Here is a 15493-nt window from a genome sequence, read left to right as displayed (position 1 = left end):
GTCTCTTTGCCGAATACGCAGGTCTAAGAGTGCCATGCCGAGCGCCCACGCCCCGCATCGGGAGGCGCCGGACCGGCATGGGCAGGTCAGGCGGGCACGCGTACCCCGGCCAGGGGCCTCTCGCTTGGATCACGCCGGGGTCGCGGGGTCCGGTGCCGCGCCTCGTGGCGTTGCCGCCGGTCTCCTGCTCCCCCAAGCTCTGGGCTGCGCTCGAGCAAGGGGGACCCTCATCCCGTCGACCCCCTCCTCCTCCTTGCGATGCGCGGCACCGGACCCCGCTCCCTGATCGGGCGTGACCGAGACGAAGGGCCCCAGGCCCTCGATCACACGGCGGGCGCTCGGCCCGACGAGGGCGGCCCACTCGCGCGGCGCCCCCTCCAGCCACTGGATGAGAAGGGCGGCGAACCCAGGCACCGAGTCGGCGGCCGCGACGAGCCCGCGGTCGAAGCGTGCGGCTCCCTCCGGGGTGCGGACGAGCCGCTGTCCGGTGCGCCGCACCAGGTCGCGGGTGCGGGTCGCCCCGGCTCCCCCGGCGCTGCGGGCGGCGGTCCGCAGGACGGCGTCGAGCACGTCCGGGTCGTCCTCGTGGGCGAGCAGTACGTCGAGGAGCTCGCCGCGCAGGGCGCGTGAGGCGCCGGTGCCGGGTGCGGCGAGGACGGGCGCGAGCGCGGCCCGCCCGGGGCCCGGACAGGTGCGGAGCAGCCTCGTGACGAGGGGGAAGAGGACAGCTCGCCCGGCCGGCCCGTGTTCCAGGCAACGGTCGACGTACGCGGCGATGTCCACAGCGGCGTCGGGCCGGTCCGCCGAGAGGTCCTCGACGAGGGCGGCCGCCCGCCGCGCGAGTGCGGGCGCGGTCACGGCGGCGAGGGTCTCCAGCACGTCGGCCGCGCCGCCCGGCTCCCGCGCGCGGTCCCGGAAGGCGCGGAGGACGGGCTCGGGGTGCGTGGCGAGGGCGGCGGCGAGCGCGCTCACGGGCAGTTGCGGTTCGCCGTCCGCGAACCGCTCCAGGGCGGGCGCCAGATACTTGCCGCGGGTCTGCGGGTCGCGTACGAGGAGGGCGAGGGCGGTGCCGTGCGGGGCGCCGTCGGCGGTGCGGGCGAGCAGGGCGAGCGCGGCATAGCGCAGCAGGCTGCGGTCGGCGTCGGTGGCGACGTGCGGGGCGACCCGCAGGGCGTGGGCGACGGCGGACGCGCGGCGGGCGGGGCGCTCGTCGTGGGCCCAGCGGTCGACGGCGCGGCACAGCGCGGACGGCTCCTCGTGGGCGAGCACGGCGAGGAGTTCGTCGCCGTGCGGGTGCGCACAGTCGGCGAGCGCCTCGGTGAGGTCGTCGACGGCGCGGTGCCGGTGCGTGTGCAGGAGAGCCTGAGCCGCGGTGGCGACGGTCGCGTCGGGCAGGGCGGGCAGCGGCCGCGCGTCGTCGAACCAGCGGGTGAGGTGGACCTGGACACCGGCCGGGTCGGCGGCGAGCAGGTCGGCGACGGTGTCCAGGTGGCGGGCGTGGCTACCGGGCGGCGGATCGTGCACGACGAGACGGCGCAGGAGGCCGAGGCGGTCGGCGTCCGTGACAGGGATCCGGCGCCAGAACGAGGGGTCGAGGCGACCGCGGTCGGCGAGCGGTTCGAGCACCCCGAGATAGGGAGTGGCGTCGGGCACGCGCAGGAGCGCCTCCTCGACGAGGTGGGCCGCCCACCAGGAGGCGTCGGCGTCGCCAGGCGTGAGCGACCTGAGCGCCAACTCGGCCAGATATCCGCCGAGTTGGGCCGGCCCCCGCTGCCGCTCGACGAGGAGGAGGGCCTGGACGACGGGGCCCGCGCGGTGCCGGGGAACGGGCACCGTGGGCGCGGCCCGGCCGGCGCCCCGGTCGCGGTACACGAGCGCCCGGAGCGCCTCGTCCAGGTCCAGGTGCATGCCCTGGATCCAGTCGGCGACCTCCTCGTGCGCGAACCGGTAGCCGCGCCCCGCGGGGACGAGTACGCCTTCGGTGAGGACGGCCGGGGCCCACGCCGTGACGCCGCCGCCGCGCCGCCCCGGCAGCGCGCCCCAGGGGAACACCTCCTCGAACGCCTCGCGGTCCAACTCCCCCTGTCCCGGCCCCAGGCAGCGCCGCGCCGCCTCGTGGACCTGCCCGGACACCCGGGCGGCGAGCCTGCGCACGGCCGTGCCGCGCAGCCCGTTCACCGCGGCGAGGCGCACCGCCACGCGCAGGCACATGAGGTCGAGATACGCGGCGAAGACGGCGTCCCGGTCGGCGCTGCCCGGCACGGGCCCGGGCAGCGCAGCCCGCACTTCGGCGAGGAGCCGCAGCGCGAGCGGATGCCGTGCGTCGCGGCCGGCGAGCGCGTCCTCGGGCAGCCCGTACCGCTCCCACGCCACGCGGGCCTGATCCCCGGTCAGCTCCCCCAGCGGGACACAGGCGGGCAGCCGCCCCGTCCGCCCGTACAGCACACGGGCCGGGAACAGCTCGCCCGCGCGCTCCCAGTACTCCCCCCGGCACGCCACGACGAGCCGCACGCCGGTCTCCCGCAGCCAGCGCGCCGTGCCCTCGGTCCACTCCGCCAGCCGGTGCGCCAGTACGGGCGGCATCTCCTCGGGCCCGTCGAGGAGCAGCACGAGGGGCCGGCCGGCGGCGCGTGCGGGCGCCGCGATCCGCTCCGGCGACACATCACCGACGCCGGCACCGCCGGGCTCCGGGCCCTCGGGCTCCCCGGTCTGTCCGGGGACGGCCCCGGGCAGTGATGCCGCGACGATGCGCCCGGCCCTGACCAGCGCCCGCCGCGCGGCGTCCGCCACGCTCCGGTCATCGCCGTGCAGATCCGCGCCGCGCAGCCAGAGGGTGGGGGCGGGGTGGGCGCCACGTCCGCGTCGCGCGGCATACGCGGCGAGCTCCGTCGTACGGCCGCTGCCCGGCGCTCCCACGAGGGCGAGGACGGCCGTGTCGGACATCTCGAACTCGGCGAACTCCCTTGCCACTTCGGGCCGTTCGACCGGCCCCGGGTCGAGGACCGCGCCCGGCCCGTCGGACCCGACCGACGTGGCCGTCAGCTGGAGTGAGCCCGCCAGGTTGAGTTCGTCCCCGTACACCGGCACGGTGGCCGCGTTCCGCGCGAGGAGTGCGGCGAGCGGCCCGTCCGGGGCGGCGGCAGCGGCCTCCCGCAGCGGCACGGCGAACCCGGCGGCGCGGTGTCCGGCCTCGAGTGCCGTGCCGAGAACGGCGAGGACGGAGCCTGAAGCGGCGTCGACGACGGGTCCCCCGGCGGCCCCTCCCCCGAGCCGCAGCGCGTCGCGGCCGTCCGTGCCGATGGCCAGCTCCATGGCCCCGGGGACGACATGGAAGCCGTCGGTCGCGGTGTACGTGACGTCGACATGGCCGAGGACGCGCGCCTCGCGCCAGCCCCCGGCGGCGATCAGCACATACGCCCCGGCCCCGGCCGGGCCCCGGACGGCCACCGGCAGCGGGCGCATACCGAGGCCCTCCGTCGCGTCGGTGCGGATGAGCGCGAGGGCCGACTCGGGCAGCGGGACGACATCGGCGGCGCCCACGACACAGGTGATCCCGCCGGGCGCGCGCAGCACGACGCGGCCGAGTCCGTCCACGACTTCATGGCTCGTGACGACGGTCCCGTGGTCGTCGGCGACGAAGCCGACGCCGCGCGGGCGTCCGGCCAGATCGAAGACATGGACGAGGGGCGGACCGGTCCCGGGACCCGTCGCGTCCCCGTCTCCGGCCCGGGGGCCCAGTCCCGCCATCGTCGAACCTCCCGCCACGCCCCGTAGGACCGACGGTAGGCGCGCGGTGATCAGCGGAACAGGCGCCGGAGCGAACGCGCCCCCTTCCACTCCCTCGGTTCACTCCGAGCGCCCGCCCGAAGGGGTGAACAGATCGGGGGTGATGGATAGACCCTTGGGGAGGGGGATCGTGGAGCGGCACGCGGCTGACTGCGCGCGCCGCTCCACGGCGGGGGGCCGGCGAAGAGATCAGCCGAAGACGGCGAGGCTCTTCGCCTTGCCCTTCGACTCCTCCACGAGCGCGAGGAACACGCCCTCGGGGTCGAACACGGCGACGGGCCCGGCGCCCGCGTACTCGCCGGGCACCTCCAGACGGACCCCGTTGAGCAACAGCTTGGCGCGCTTGGCGTCCACGTCCCAGCGGGGGAACGCGGCGGTCGCGGCGTCCGCGACGGGCATCACGGTCAGCTCCTGCTGGAGCTGGTCGAGGGTGCGCGCGGAGTCCAGCTTGTAGGGGCCGACCCGCGTGCGCCGCAGCGCCGTGAGGTGACCGCCGACGCCGAGGTCGGCGCCCAGGTCCCTGGCGAGGGCCCGGATGTACGTCCCTGACGAGCAGACCACCGAGACGACCAGGTCGAGGACCGGGGTGCCGTCCTCGGCGACCGCGTCCCTGATGTCGTAGACGGTGAAGGACGAGACGGTGACCGGCCGCGCCGGGATCTCGAACTCCTCGCCCTCGCGGGCCCGCTTGTAGGAACGCACGCCGTTGATCTTGATGGCGCTGACCTTGGACGGGACCTGCATGATGGCGCCGGTCAGCTTGGCGACCCCGGCGTCGATCGCGTCGCGGGCCACGCCGGACGCGTCGGTGGACGACGTGAGGTCGCCCTCGGCGTCGTCGGTCAGCGTGTTCTGGCCGAGCCGGATCGTGCCCAGGTACTCCTTCTCGGTCAGCGCGAGATGGCCGAGCAGCTTGGTCGCCCGTTCCACGCCGAGGACCAGGACACCGGTCGCCATGGGGTCGAGCGTGCCCGCGTGGCCGACGCGGCGGGTCTTCGCGATCCCGCGCATCTTGGCCACCACGTCGTGCGAAGTGAAGCCCGACGGCTTGTCGACAATGACAAGACCGTCGGGCGTCGGGGTGTTCTTCTGCGTCATTCCGAGGCTTCGCCGTCCTCGTCCGCGCCGTCCTCGTCCTCGGGCTTGCGGTACGGGTCCGCGCCCCCGGCGAACTCGGCACCGGCCGACGCCTCCCGGACCTTCGCGTCCGAGATCCTGGCCTTGTCGAGGAGGTCATCGATGGCCTTGGCGTTGTCCGGCAGGGCGTCCGCCACGAAGGCCAGGGTCGGCGTGAACTTCACGCCGGCCGCCTGGCCCACCGCCGAACGGAGTACGCCCTTGGCGCTCTCGAGGCCGGCCGCGGCAGCGGCACGCTCCTCGTCGTCGCCGTAGACCGTGTAGAAGACGGTCGCCTCCCGCAGGTCACCCGTCACCCGGGTGTCGGTGATGGTCACGTGCGTACCGAGCCGCGGGTCCTTGATCCCCCGCTGGAGCTTCTTGGCCACCACCTCTCGGATGAGGTCCGCCAGCCTTTTCGCCCGCGCGTTGTCGGCCACTGCGCCGTCTCCTTCTTCGCCTTGCTCTTAAAGTCAGTCTTCGTCGCCGTGGAGCCTGCGTCGAACGGAGAGCAGCTCCACCTCGGGACGGGCGGCGATGAGACGCTCGCACCGGTCCAGTACGTCCGTGAGGTGCCCCGTGTCCCCGGAGACCATCGCCAGGCCGATCTCGGCCCTGCGGTGAAGTTCCTGGTTCCCGGTCTCCGCCGCACTCACCGCGTACTTGCGCTGGAGTTCGGCAACTATCGGGCGGATCACGGAGCGTTTCTCCTTCAGCGTATGAACGTCGCCGAGGAGCAGATCAAAGGACAGAGTCCCCACATACATGTGTGTCCGGATGTCCCGCCGGTTCGGGTTCGTGGCCCCGCCAACCACTTGGCAGGGACACCAGAACCGTACACGCAACGGCCGGGGCCGATCGACGGGATTTCCTCCCGCCGACCGGCCCCGACCTTCACCGTGCGCGGATCAGGCGCGCGGCTTCTCGCGCATCTCGTACGTCGCGATGACGTCGTCGATCTTGATGTCGTTGAAGTTTCCGAGGTTGATACCGCCCTCGAAGCCTTCGCGGATCTCGGTGACGTCGTCCTTGAAGCGACGCAGACCGGAGATGTTGAGGTTCTCCGCGATGACCTTGCCATCGCGGAGCAAGCGCGCCTTGGTGTTGCGCTTGACCTCGCCGGACCGGACGAGCACACCGGCGATGTTGCCCAGCTTGGACGAGCGGAAGATCTCGCGGATCTCCGCCGTGCCGAGCTCGACCTCTTCGTACTCCGGCTTGAGCATGCCCTTGAGGGCCGCCTCGATCTCCTCGATGGCCTGGTAGATCACCGAGTAGTAGCGGACGTCGACGCCCTCGCGGTCCGCCATCTGGGCCGCGCGGCCCGCAGCGCGGACGTTGAAGCCGATGACGATCGCGTCGGAGCCGGTCGCCAGGTCGATGTCCGACTCGGTGACGGCACCCACGCCGCGGTGCAGGACGCGGATGTCGACCTCTTCGCCGACGTCGAGCTGGAGCAGCGAGGACTCGAGAGCCTCCACCGAACCGGACGCGTCGCCCTTGATGATGAGGTTGAGTTCCTGCACCAGACCGGCCTTGAGGGCCTCGTCCAGGTTCTCCAGGGAGAACCGGACGCCACGCCGCGCGAAGTTGGCGTTGCGCTCGCGAGCGGCACGCTTCTCGGCGATCTGACGGGCCGTACGGTCCTCGTCGACCACCAGGAAGTTGTCGCCGGCACCCGGGACGTTGGTGAGACCGAGAACGAGGACGGGGGTCGAGGGACCCGCTTCCTCGACGTTGTTCCCGTTGTCGTCGAGCATCGCGCGGACACGGCCGTACGCGTCGCCGACGACCATCGTGTCACCGATGCGCAGCGTGCCGCGCTGGACGAGGACGGTCGAGACGGCACCGCGACCACGGTCGAGGTGGGACTCGATCGCAATACCCTGCGCGTCCTGCTCCGGGTTGGCCCGCAGGTCGAGCGAGGCGTCCGCGGTCAGGACCACGGCCTCGAGCAGGGAGTCGATGTTCAGACCCTGCTTGGCGGAGATGTCGACGAACATCGTGTCGCCGCCGTACTCCTCGGCCACCAGGCCGAACTCGGTGAGCTGACCGCGCACCTTGGTCGGGTCGGCACCCTCGACGTCGATCTTGTTGACCGCGACGACGATCGGCACGCCGGCCGCCTTCGCGTGGTTGAGCGCCTCGATCGTCTGAGGCATGACGCCGTCGTTGGCCGCGACCACGAGGATCGCGATGTCGGTCGACTTCGCACCACGGGCACGCATGGCGGTGAACGCCTCGTGACCCGGGGTGTCGATGAAGGTGATCCGACGCTCTTCCTCGTTGACCTCGGTGGAGACCTGGTACGCACCGATGTGCTGCGTGATACCGCCGGCCTCGCCCGCGACGACGTTCGTCTTGCGGATGGTGTCGAGCAGTCGGGTCTTACCGTGGTCGACGTGACCCATGACGGTCACGACCGGCGGACGCGCGACGAGGAACTCCTCGCCACCCTCGTCCTCGCCGAACTCGATGTCGAAGGACTCGAGCAGCTCGCGGTCCTCCTCCTCGGGGCTGACGATCTCGAGGATGTAGTTCATCTCATCCGCGAGGAGCTTCAGCGTCTCGTCGGAGACGGACTGCGTGGCAGTGACCATCTCGCCGAGGTTCATCATCACGGCGACGAGCGACGCCGGGTTGGCGTTGATCTTCTCCGCGAAGTCGGTGAGGGAGGCACCGCGCGACAGACGGACGGACTGCCCGTTGCCGCGAGGCAGCATGACGCCGCCGACCGACGGGGCCTGCATGGCCTCGTACTCCTGGCGCCTCTGCCGCTTCGACTTACGGCCACGACGGGCGGGCCCGCCGGGACGGCCGAACGCACCCTGCGTGCCACCACGGGCACCGGGACCACCGGGACGACCGCCACCGGGACGACCGGCGAAACCGCCACCGCCACCGGGACGACCGGCGAAACCGCCGCCGCCGCCACCGGGACGACCGGCGAAACCGCCGCCGCCGCCACCGGGACCGGCCGGACGACCGGCGAAGCCGCCGCCGCCACCGGGACGACCGCCGCCGCCACCACCCGGGCGACCGCCGCCGCCGGGACCACGGCCACCGCCGGGGCCACCACCGGGACGCGGGCTGCCGGCAGCGGGACGCTGCGGCATCATGCCCGGGTTCGGACGGTTACCACCGGGGGCGCCACCCGGACGCGGAGCGCCGGCCTGCGGACGGGGCATGCCGCCCGGAGTCGGACGGGCGCCGCCCTGACCACCCTGCGGACGCGGGGCGCCGCCGGGGCCACCCTGCGGACGCGGGCCGCCGGGGCCACCCTGGCCGCCGCCGGGACGCGGGGCACCGCCGGGACGGGGCGCCTGGGGGCGCGCCATGCCGGTGGAGCCACCAGAGGTGAACGGGTTGTTACCGGGACGCGGGCCGGCGGGACGACCGCCGGGACGCTGGCCCTGACCCTGGCCGCCGGGGCGCGGAGCACCCTGACGGTCGCCACGGTCGCCGCGCTCGCCACGGCCCTGACCCTGAGCACCCTGGCCGGGACCGGCCGGACGGGCGCCACCGGGCTTGGGGGCACCGGGACGGGCACCCGGACGCGGGCCGGCTGCCGGGGAGGCCGCGGGGGCCTGGGCAGCGGGAGCGGCCGGAGCCGCGGGCGGCGCCGTGAACTCGGGCGCGGCCGGGGCCGGAGCCGCGGGACGCGGAGCCGGCTTCGGGCCGGGCGTCGGACGCTGACCGGCGGCCGGGGTCACCGGGGCGTCGGCAGCGGGCTTCTCCGCGGCGGCAGGCTTGGGAGCCGGCGGGCGCGGAGCAGCAGGCTTTGCGGCCTGCGCCGGAGACGGACGGGCCGGCGAGGGCTTCGCGGGCGCGGCCTTGCGGGCGGCGGGCTTGCCGCCGCCACTGCCCTGCTGGAGGGCGTCAGTCAGCTTGCGTACTACAGGCGCCTCGATCGTCGAGGACGCCGAACGGACAAATTCACCGAGTTCTTGGAGCTTGGCCATGACGACCTTGCTCTCCACCCCGAACTCCTTGGCGAGTTCGTATACCCGGACCTTAGCCACTTCGCTCCTTTTAGGTCCGGGTTACGCCGGACCGTCGCTACTTCATGGGCGTACTCATCGCGTGCTCATCGAGTGCTCATCGCAATCTCGACCTACTTCCAACTCGCGGGGGTACCAGGACCGCACGGGGTCCCGTACGGCACGTTCTACGGTGTTACCTGCTCGACGCGGTGGCGCAGGGCCTCCGTATCGAACGGTCCAGGGGCTTTGAACGCCCGCTGGAACGCCCGGCGGCGGACCGCCAGGTCGAGACAGACCAGGGCGGGATGCACATACGCACCCCGGCCGGGCAGCGTACCGCGCTGATCGGGGACACATTCACCCTCGATCACCACGATGCGCAGCAGATCGCTCTTGGCCGTTCGCTCCCGGCACCCCACACACGTGCGCTCTGGGCATGCACGGGCATGCGTCCGGCCAGACACGCTTAAGTCTACCTCCCCGCACCGACCTCACCCCTTTGGGGCAAAAATCGAACGGTTGTTGTCGTGATCTTTGTGGTGGCTACTCCGCCGGCTGCTGCTCGGTGTCCGGACGGATGTCGATCCGCCAGCCGGTGAGCCGTGCGGCGAGGCGGGCGTTCTGGCCCTCCTTGCCGATGGCGAGCGACAGCTGGTAGTCCGGCACGATCACCCGCGCGGAGCGGGCGGCCATGTCCACGACCTCGACCTTGGACACGCGCGCCGGGGACAGGGCGTTGGCCACCATGTCCGCCGGGTCGTCGGACCAGTCGACGATGTCGATCTTCTCGCCGTTGAGCTCGGCCATGACATTGCGCACACGGCCACCCATCGGGCCGATGCAGGCGCCCTTGGCGTTCAGGCCGGAGCGGGTCGAGCGGACCGCGATCTTCGTGCGGTGCCCGGCCTCGCGCGCGATGGCACAGATCTCGACGGAGCCGTCGGCGATCTCGGGGACCTCGAGCGCGAACAGCTTCTTCACCAGGTTCGGGTGCGTGCGCGACAGGGTCACGGATGGACCGCGCACACCCTTCGCGACGCGCACCACGTACGAGCGAAGGCGCAGGCCGTGCTGGTAGTCCTCACCCGGGACCTGCTCCTGCACCGGCAGGATGGCCTCGAGCTTGCCGATGTCGACGAGCACGTTCTTCGGGTCGCGGCCCTGCTGGACCACGCCCGTCACGATGTCGCCCTCGCGGCCGGCGTACTCGCCGAGCGTCGCGTCGTCCTCGGCGTCGCGCAGCCGCTGCAGGATGACCTGCTTCGCGGTCGTCGCGGCGATGCGGCCGAAGTCGGACGGGGTGTCGTCGAACTCCCGGGCCTCCTGGCCCTCTTCGAGGTCCGCCGGGTCCTCCTTCGCCCACACCGTCACATGTCCGCTCTCACGGTCGAGGCGCACGCGCGCGTGGCGACGGCTTCCCTCGGTGCGGTGGTAGGCGATGAGGAGGGCCGACTCGATCGCTTCGACCAGCAGGGAGAAGGAGATCTCCTTCTCTCGCACCAGACCCCGCAGGGCACTCATGTCGATGTCCACGGCTACGCCTCCTCTGCATTCTCTTCGTTCTTGTTCTTACGGTTGAACTCGACCTGGACGCGCGCCTTGGCGATGTCGTCGAAGGTGAGCCTGCGGGCGGTGGGCTTGCGCCCCTTCACGCCGGGCACCTCGAGGTCCAGGCCCTCGTCGTCGACCTTCAGGATCCGCGCGACGAGCTCGGTGTCGGCGCCGTCGGCCAGCTGGAACTTCACCAGGCGGTCGACCGCGCGCATGTAGTGCCGGTGCTCCGTCAGCGGCCGCTCGGCGCCGGGGGTGCCCACCTCGAGGTCGTACTCGCCCTCGCCCATGGCGTCCGTCTCGTCGAGCTTCGCCGAGAGCGCGCGGCTCACATCGGCGACCTGGTCCAGATCGGCTCCGGAATCGGAGTCGACGACGACTCGCAGCACTCGCTTACGCCCGACCGATGCCACTTCGATCTCTTCGAGATCGAGGCCCTGAGAGCTCACGAGCGGTTCCAGTAGTGACCGCAGCCTCTCGCTCTGGGTGGTGCTCATCCGGGTGACTCCTCGGCCGCGTGTGCTGTTGTGGTCTCGTCGTGTGTCAGGTCAAAGGGTATCCGGTCCAGGGGGGTGTTGCCGTCCACCCGACGTGGGCCGAAGGTACGGTGATCACCGGGCCTGCCGCCCGCCGCTCCTGCTGAATCCTTCCTGCCATCCTTCCTGCCGAGGACGTCTGCCGTGCCGTTGACCAATGGGGCCCCCGCGGGGCCGCGTAGAAGGAGCCTGCTGGCCTCGGTGGGCGGGGCCGCGCTCCTGACGGGCTGTTCCGACGGCGAGGACCCCGCTTCGGACAGTGCCAGGGGCGCGCGCAGCGTGTCCGCCGCGCAGCGGATCAAGGCGCGCGCGGCCCGCGACAGCGGCGACCTGCTCGACCGTTACGAGGCCGCGCTCGCGGCCCATCCCGCCCTGGCCGCACGGCTCGGGCCGTTGCGCGACGAGGTGGCCCGGCACGCGAAGAGCTTCGGTGCCGCGGCGCGCCCGGCCGCACCGGCCTCGGCCTCGCCGTCGCCGTCGCCGTCCGCCTCTCCGGCCTCCGAGAAGGACACCGTGCGGGCGCTGGCGACGGCCGAGCGGGAACTCGCCGACCGTCGTGCGGCCGCCCTGGTCGACGCCCCCGCCGAACTGGCGCGCCTGCTCGCCTCGGTGGCCGCCGCGGGCGCCGGACACGCGTATCTGCTGACGAAGGACTGACATGGCCGACAAGGGCGACAAGGGCGACAAGCAGCTTCTCTCCGCGGTCCAGGCGGCACTGGCCGCCGAGCACGCGGCTGTTTACGGGTACGGCGTCGTCGGCGGCCGGATCAGCGAGAGCCGCAGGCCCGAGGCGCGCACCGCGTACGACTCCCACCGGGCGCGCCGTGACGACCTGCGGCGCACGGTCCGCGACCTCGGCGGCGAGCCCGAGCCCTCGGCAGGTGCCTACGCGCTGCCCTTCCCCGTGCCGGACTCGGCGGCGGCGGCGCGGCTCGCGGCGGACATCGAGGACCGCGTCGCCGGCGTCTACTCGGACCTGGTGCGGGCCTCCGAGGGCGCGCGGCGCAGGGGCGCGGCGGACGCGCTGCGGGAGGCGGCGGTGCGCGCGGTGCGGTGGCGGGGCGGCAGCGTAGCCTTCCCTGGTCTCGCCGAGCGGGCCGCGGCGCCCCAAGCGTCCGCGACACCGCAGGCGTAGCCGCCACGGTCACACGTACCGTCCGCCGTCACGGGGACGGTCACGGGGAAGGGAGTTGCTCGCACATGTCTTTCGAACCGCCGAAGCGGCTGGTCAACGCGCTCGGCGAGGTGCGGGACGACGGGGCGTCCGCGTGGCTGGCGAGGGTGCCGGAGATTCTTCAGGAGGCCGTGGAACGGCTCGAGTTGACGGTCGAGCGGGTGCATGTGCCGGGTGGGCGCAGCAGTCTCGTCGTCCTGGTGCGGCGGGCCGACGGAACGCCCGCCGTCCTCAAACTGGCGCCGGAGCGCTTCCGCCCGGAGGCCGAGCACGCGGCTCTCACGCACTGGAACGGGTTGGGGGCGGTGCAACTCCTCGGCGACGGCGGTGACCTGCTCCTGGAAAGGCTGCACCCCGAGGTGTCGGTGCGCTCGCTGCCCGAGGCGAAGGCGCTCCTTGAGGCGGCCGGCACGCTGCGCAGGCTGTGGGTGGAACCTCCGTCGTGGCGTTCCTGCGAGACGGTCGCCGACCGGACGGGCCGTCAGGCCGCGGCGATGCGCGCCACCGCCGCCGCGGAGCCGGATGTCGTGCCCCTGGTGGACGCGGCCCTCACGGCGCGGGACGAACTGCTCGTGGCGCCGCCTGAACTACGGCTGCTGCACGGGACGTTCCGGCAGAGCAAGGTGCTGGCCGGGGAGCGGACGCCGTGGCTCGCGGTCGGTCCCGACCCGGTGGTCGGCGAGTGCGCCTTCGACCTCGCGCGGCTCGTCAGGGACCGGGTGGAGGACCTGATCGCGTCGCCGTCCGGTGCGGCGACGACGCGGCGGCGCGTGAAGCGGCTCGCGGAGTCCCTCGATGTGGACCAGGAGCGGCTGCGCGGGTGGACGCTGTTCCGGGCGGTGGAGTCCGGTGTACGGGCACTGCGCGTGGGGCGTGGGCGGGATGCGGAGTTGTTGCTGGAGTTTGCGGGCTGGCTCTGACGGTGGTCGCGTGCGGGCCGTCGGTGGCTGGTCGCGCAGTTCCCCGCGCCCCTTCGGGGGACGACTGAGGGCCGGGACAGAACGTCCCGGCCCTCAGTGCTTGCGGATCAGGCCGTGAGGCGGGCGACGGCCTCCTCGACCGTTACTTCCTCGCGCTCGCCCGTCTTGCGGTCCTTCAGTTCCACGATGCCCTCGGCCGAGCGGCGGCCGGCGACGAGGATCTGCGGGACGCCGATGAGCTCGGCGTCGGTGAACTTCACGCCCGGCGAGACACCGGCGCGGTCGTCGACCAGGACGCGGACGCCGGCGGCGCCCAGCTTCTGGGAGACGTCGAGCGCCAGCTCCGTCTGGAGGGCCTTGCCGGCGGCGACCACGTGGACGTCGGCCGGGGCGATCTCCTTGGGCCAGCACAGGCCCTTGTCGTCCGCGGTCTGCTCGGCGAGGGCGGCCACGGCGCGGGAGACGCCGATGCCGTACGAGCCCATGGTCACGCGGACCGGCTTGCCCTGGTTGCCGAGGACGTCGAGCTGGAAGGCGTCGGCGTACTTGCGGCCGAGCTGGAAGATGTGGCCGATCTCGATGGCGCGGTCGAGGCGCAGACCGGTGCCGCACTTGGGGCAGGGGTCGCCCGCCTCCACCACGACGACGTCGAGGTAGTCGTCGACCTCGAAGTCGCGGCCCGCGACGACGTTCTTCGCGTGCTTGCCCGGCTTGTTGGCGCCGGTGATCCAGGCCGTGCCGGCGGCGATGCGCGGGTCGGCGATGTAGCGGACCTTCGCCAGGCCCTGCGGGCCGACGTAACCGCGTACGAGGTCGTCGCGGCCCTCGAAGTCCTCGGCCGTGACGAGCTCGACGACGGCCGGGGAGAGGTGCTCGCCGAGCTTGCCGAGGTCCACCTCGCGGTTGCCGGGCACGCCCACGGCGACGATCTCGCCGTCGACCTTGACCAGGAGGTTTTTCAGGGTGGCCGACGCCTGGACGCCGAGGTGGGCGGCGAGGGTCTCGATGGTCGGGGTGTCGGGGGTGTCGAGCTCCTCCACGGCCGGGTGCTCGGCGCTCGCGGGGGCCGGGGCGGCGAAGGTGACGGCCTCGGTGTTGGCGGCGTAGTCGCAGGCCGGGCAGTCGACGAAGGTGTCCTCGCCGGCCGGGGCCGGGGCGAGGAACTCCTCGGAGGCCGAGCCGCCCATCGCGCCGGACACGGCGGAGACGATGCGGTGGTCCAGGCCGAGGCGCTCGAAGATCTTGATGTACGCCTCGCGGTGCAGGGCGTACGACTCGGCCAGGCCCTCGTCGGTGGTGTCGAAGGAGTACGAGTCCTTCATGAGGAACTCGCGGCCGCGCAGGATGCCGGCGCGCGGGCGGGCCTCGTCGCGGTACTTCGCCTGGATCTGGTAGAGGATCACGGGCAGGTCCTTGTAGGACGAGCACTGGTCCTTGACCAGCTGCGTGAAGATCTCCTCGTGGGTCGGGCCGAGGAGGTACTCCGCGCCCTTGCGGTCCTTGAGGCGGAACAGCTCGGGGCCGTACTCCTCCCAGCGGCCCGTCGCCTCGTAGGGCTCCTTGGGCAGCAGGGCCGGGAGCAGGACCTCCTGACCGCCCATGTCGTCCATCTCCTCACGGACCACGCGGGCGACGTTCTCGAGGACCTTCTTGCCCAGCGGCAGCCAGGACCAGATACCGGCGGCCGTGCGGCGCACGTACCCGGCCCGGACGAGCAGCTTGTGGTTGAGCGTCTCGGCGTCGGCCGGGTCGTCACGCAGTGTCTTGACCATCAACTTGGACATGCGCTGGACCTGGGCCATGATTTTGACTCCTGCTGCGAAAGATAGGGATGTGCAGGAGGTTAGCCGGGTCCGTCCCGCGCCCGGAAATCGGCTGCCTTCAGCGACGCAGCGGGAGCGGTGCACCCATGACCGCGTAGGGCCGGGGAGCGCTGGGGAAGAGCACCTGCCGGGCGAGGTCCTCGTAGCCGAGGGAGTGGTACAGGCCGCGGGCCGGGCTGTCGAAGTCGATGGCCGAGAGGATCGACTTGGGCTCGTCGGCGCTGTCCGTGATGGTCGTGATGAGGGACCGGCCGATCCCGCGGTTCTGGTAGCGGGGGTGGACGTGCAGCTCGGTGATCACGAAGGAGTCGTCGAGCCACCGGTCCAGCGCGCGCGTGCGCAGATAGGGCTCCACCACGGTGGACCACCAGTGGGCGCGGTCGTTCGGCATGCCGTAGACGAAGCCGACGAGTCGGCCGCCCTCGGTGTGCGCGCCGAGGGCGCGCGCTCCGGGGTAGGTGAGGTGCCGCAGCACGATCTGGCGGCGCACGGCGATCTCGTCGTCGCTCAGGCCGAAGGCGTACGCCTGCACGGCCAGTGCCTCGTCCACGTGTTCCGCGAGGTCGAGAGGCCCGATGGTGACGCCGTCGTCCTGGGTCATGAC

The 15493-nt window shown here is 72.7% G+C and carries 13 protein-coding genes; 3 read left to right on the top strand and 10 right to left on the bottom strand.

What is annotated here, in order from left to right:
* Positions 1–129 precede the first annotated feature (129 nt).
* The 8 genes from CG723_RS21710 to rimP form a co-directional block, all read right to left on the bottom strand.
* Positions 130–3747: a serine protease gene (locus CG723_RS21710; RefSeq protein ID WP_234374435.1), complete on the bottom strand. Its 3618-nt coding sequence runs from the start codon at positions 3745–3747 to the stop codon at positions 130–132.
* 228 nt (positions 3748–3975) lie between these two features.
* Positions 3976–4884, bottom strand: coding sequence for a tRNA pseudouridine(55) synthase TruB (gene truB, locus CG723_RS21705; RefSeq protein ID WP_100595135.1), 909 nt, complete (start codon positions 4882–4884; stop codon positions 3976–3978).
* Positions 4881–5342 carry a 30S ribosome-binding factor RbfA gene (gene rbfA, locus CG723_RS21700; protein WP_100595134.1) on the bottom strand — a complete coding sequence of 154 codons (462 nt, stop codon included), beginning with the start codon at positions 5340–5342 and terminating at the stop codon, positions 4881–4883. The genes truB and rbfA overlap by 4 nt, the downstream gene beginning before the upstream one ends.
* Before the next feature lie 33 nt (positions 5343–5375).
* Entirely contained in the window at positions 5376–5669 is a 294-nt protein-coding gene (locus CG723_RS21695; RefSeq protein WP_100595133.1) for a DUF503 domain-containing protein, read from the bottom strand.
* Between the two features lie 141 nt (positions 5670–5810).
* The gene (infB, locus tag CG723_RS21690) at positions 5811–8924 is read right to left on the bottom strand and encodes a translation initiation factor IF-2 (RefSeq protein WP_100595132.1); all 3114 of its coding nucleotides are present in this window, start codon (positions 8922–8924) and stop codon (positions 5811–5813) included.
* Between the two features lie 146 nt (positions 8925–9070).
* Positions 9071–9349, bottom strand: coding sequence for a YlxR family protein (locus CG723_RS21685; RefSeq protein ID WP_100595131.1), 279 nt, complete (start codon positions 9347–9349; stop codon positions 9071–9073).
* Positions 9350–9428: 79 nt separating this feature from the next.
* Positions 9429–10418, bottom strand: coding sequence for a transcription termination factor NusA (nusA, locus tag CG723_RS21680; RefSeq protein ID WP_100595130.1), 990 nt, complete (start codon positions 10416–10418; stop codon positions 9429–9431).
* A 2-nt stretch (positions 10419–10420) separates the two neighbouring features.
* On the bottom strand, positions 10421–10933 hold the full coding sequence (gene rimP, locus CG723_RS21675) for a ribosome maturation factor RimP (protein WP_100595129.1): 513 nt from the start codon (positions 10931–10933) through the stop codon (positions 10421–10423).
* Positions 10934–11116: 183 nt separating this feature from the next.
* Between rimP and CG723_RS21670 the strand changes: the two genes are divergently transcribed.
* The 3 genes from CG723_RS21670 (at position 11117) to CG723_RS21660 (ending at position 13066) form a co-directional block, all read left to right on the top strand.
* Complete coding sequence (locus tag CG723_RS21670) at positions 11117–11629, top strand: hypothetical protein (RefSeq protein ID WP_100595128.1); 513 nt, start codon at positions 11117–11119, stop codon at positions 11627–11629.
* Position 11630: 1 nt separating this feature from the next.
* Positions 11631–12107 (top strand): ferritin-like domain-containing protein, encoded by a 477-nt coding sequence (locus CG723_RS21665; protein ID WP_100595127.1) that lies wholly within the window; start codon positions 11631–11633, stop codon positions 12105–12107.
* A gap of 65 nt (positions 12108–12172) precedes the next feature.
* Positions 12173–13066, top strand: coding sequence for an aminoglycoside phosphotransferase family protein (locus tag CG723_RS21660; RefSeq protein ID WP_100595126.1), 894 nt, complete (start codon positions 12173–12175; stop codon positions 13064–13066).
* A gap of 107 nt (positions 13067–13173) precedes the next feature.
* On the opposite strand, the gene CG723_RS21655 is transcribed toward CG723_RS21660, so the two are convergent.
* Positions 13174–14868, bottom strand: a complete 1695-nt coding sequence (locus tag CG723_RS21655) for a proline--tRNA ligase (RefSeq protein WP_100595125.1) — start codon at positions 14866–14868, stop codon at positions 13174–13176.
* A gap of 79 nt (positions 14869–14947) precedes the next feature.
* On the bottom strand, positions 14948–15490 hold the full coding sequence (locus CG723_RS21650; protein WP_100595124.1) for a GNAT family N-acetyltransferase: 543 nt from the start codon (positions 15488–15490) through the stop codon (positions 14948–14950).
* Between the last annotated feature and the right edge of the window lie 3 nt (positions 15491–15493).

The organism is Streptomyces sp. CB01635 (assembly GCF_002803065.1).
Lineage (GTDB): Bacteria > Actinomycetota > Actinomycetes > Streptomycetales > Streptomycetaceae > Streptomyces.
The sequence above is the reverse complement of the archived record's forward strand: the minus strand, read 5'-3'. Positions and strand labels throughout refer to the sequence as shown.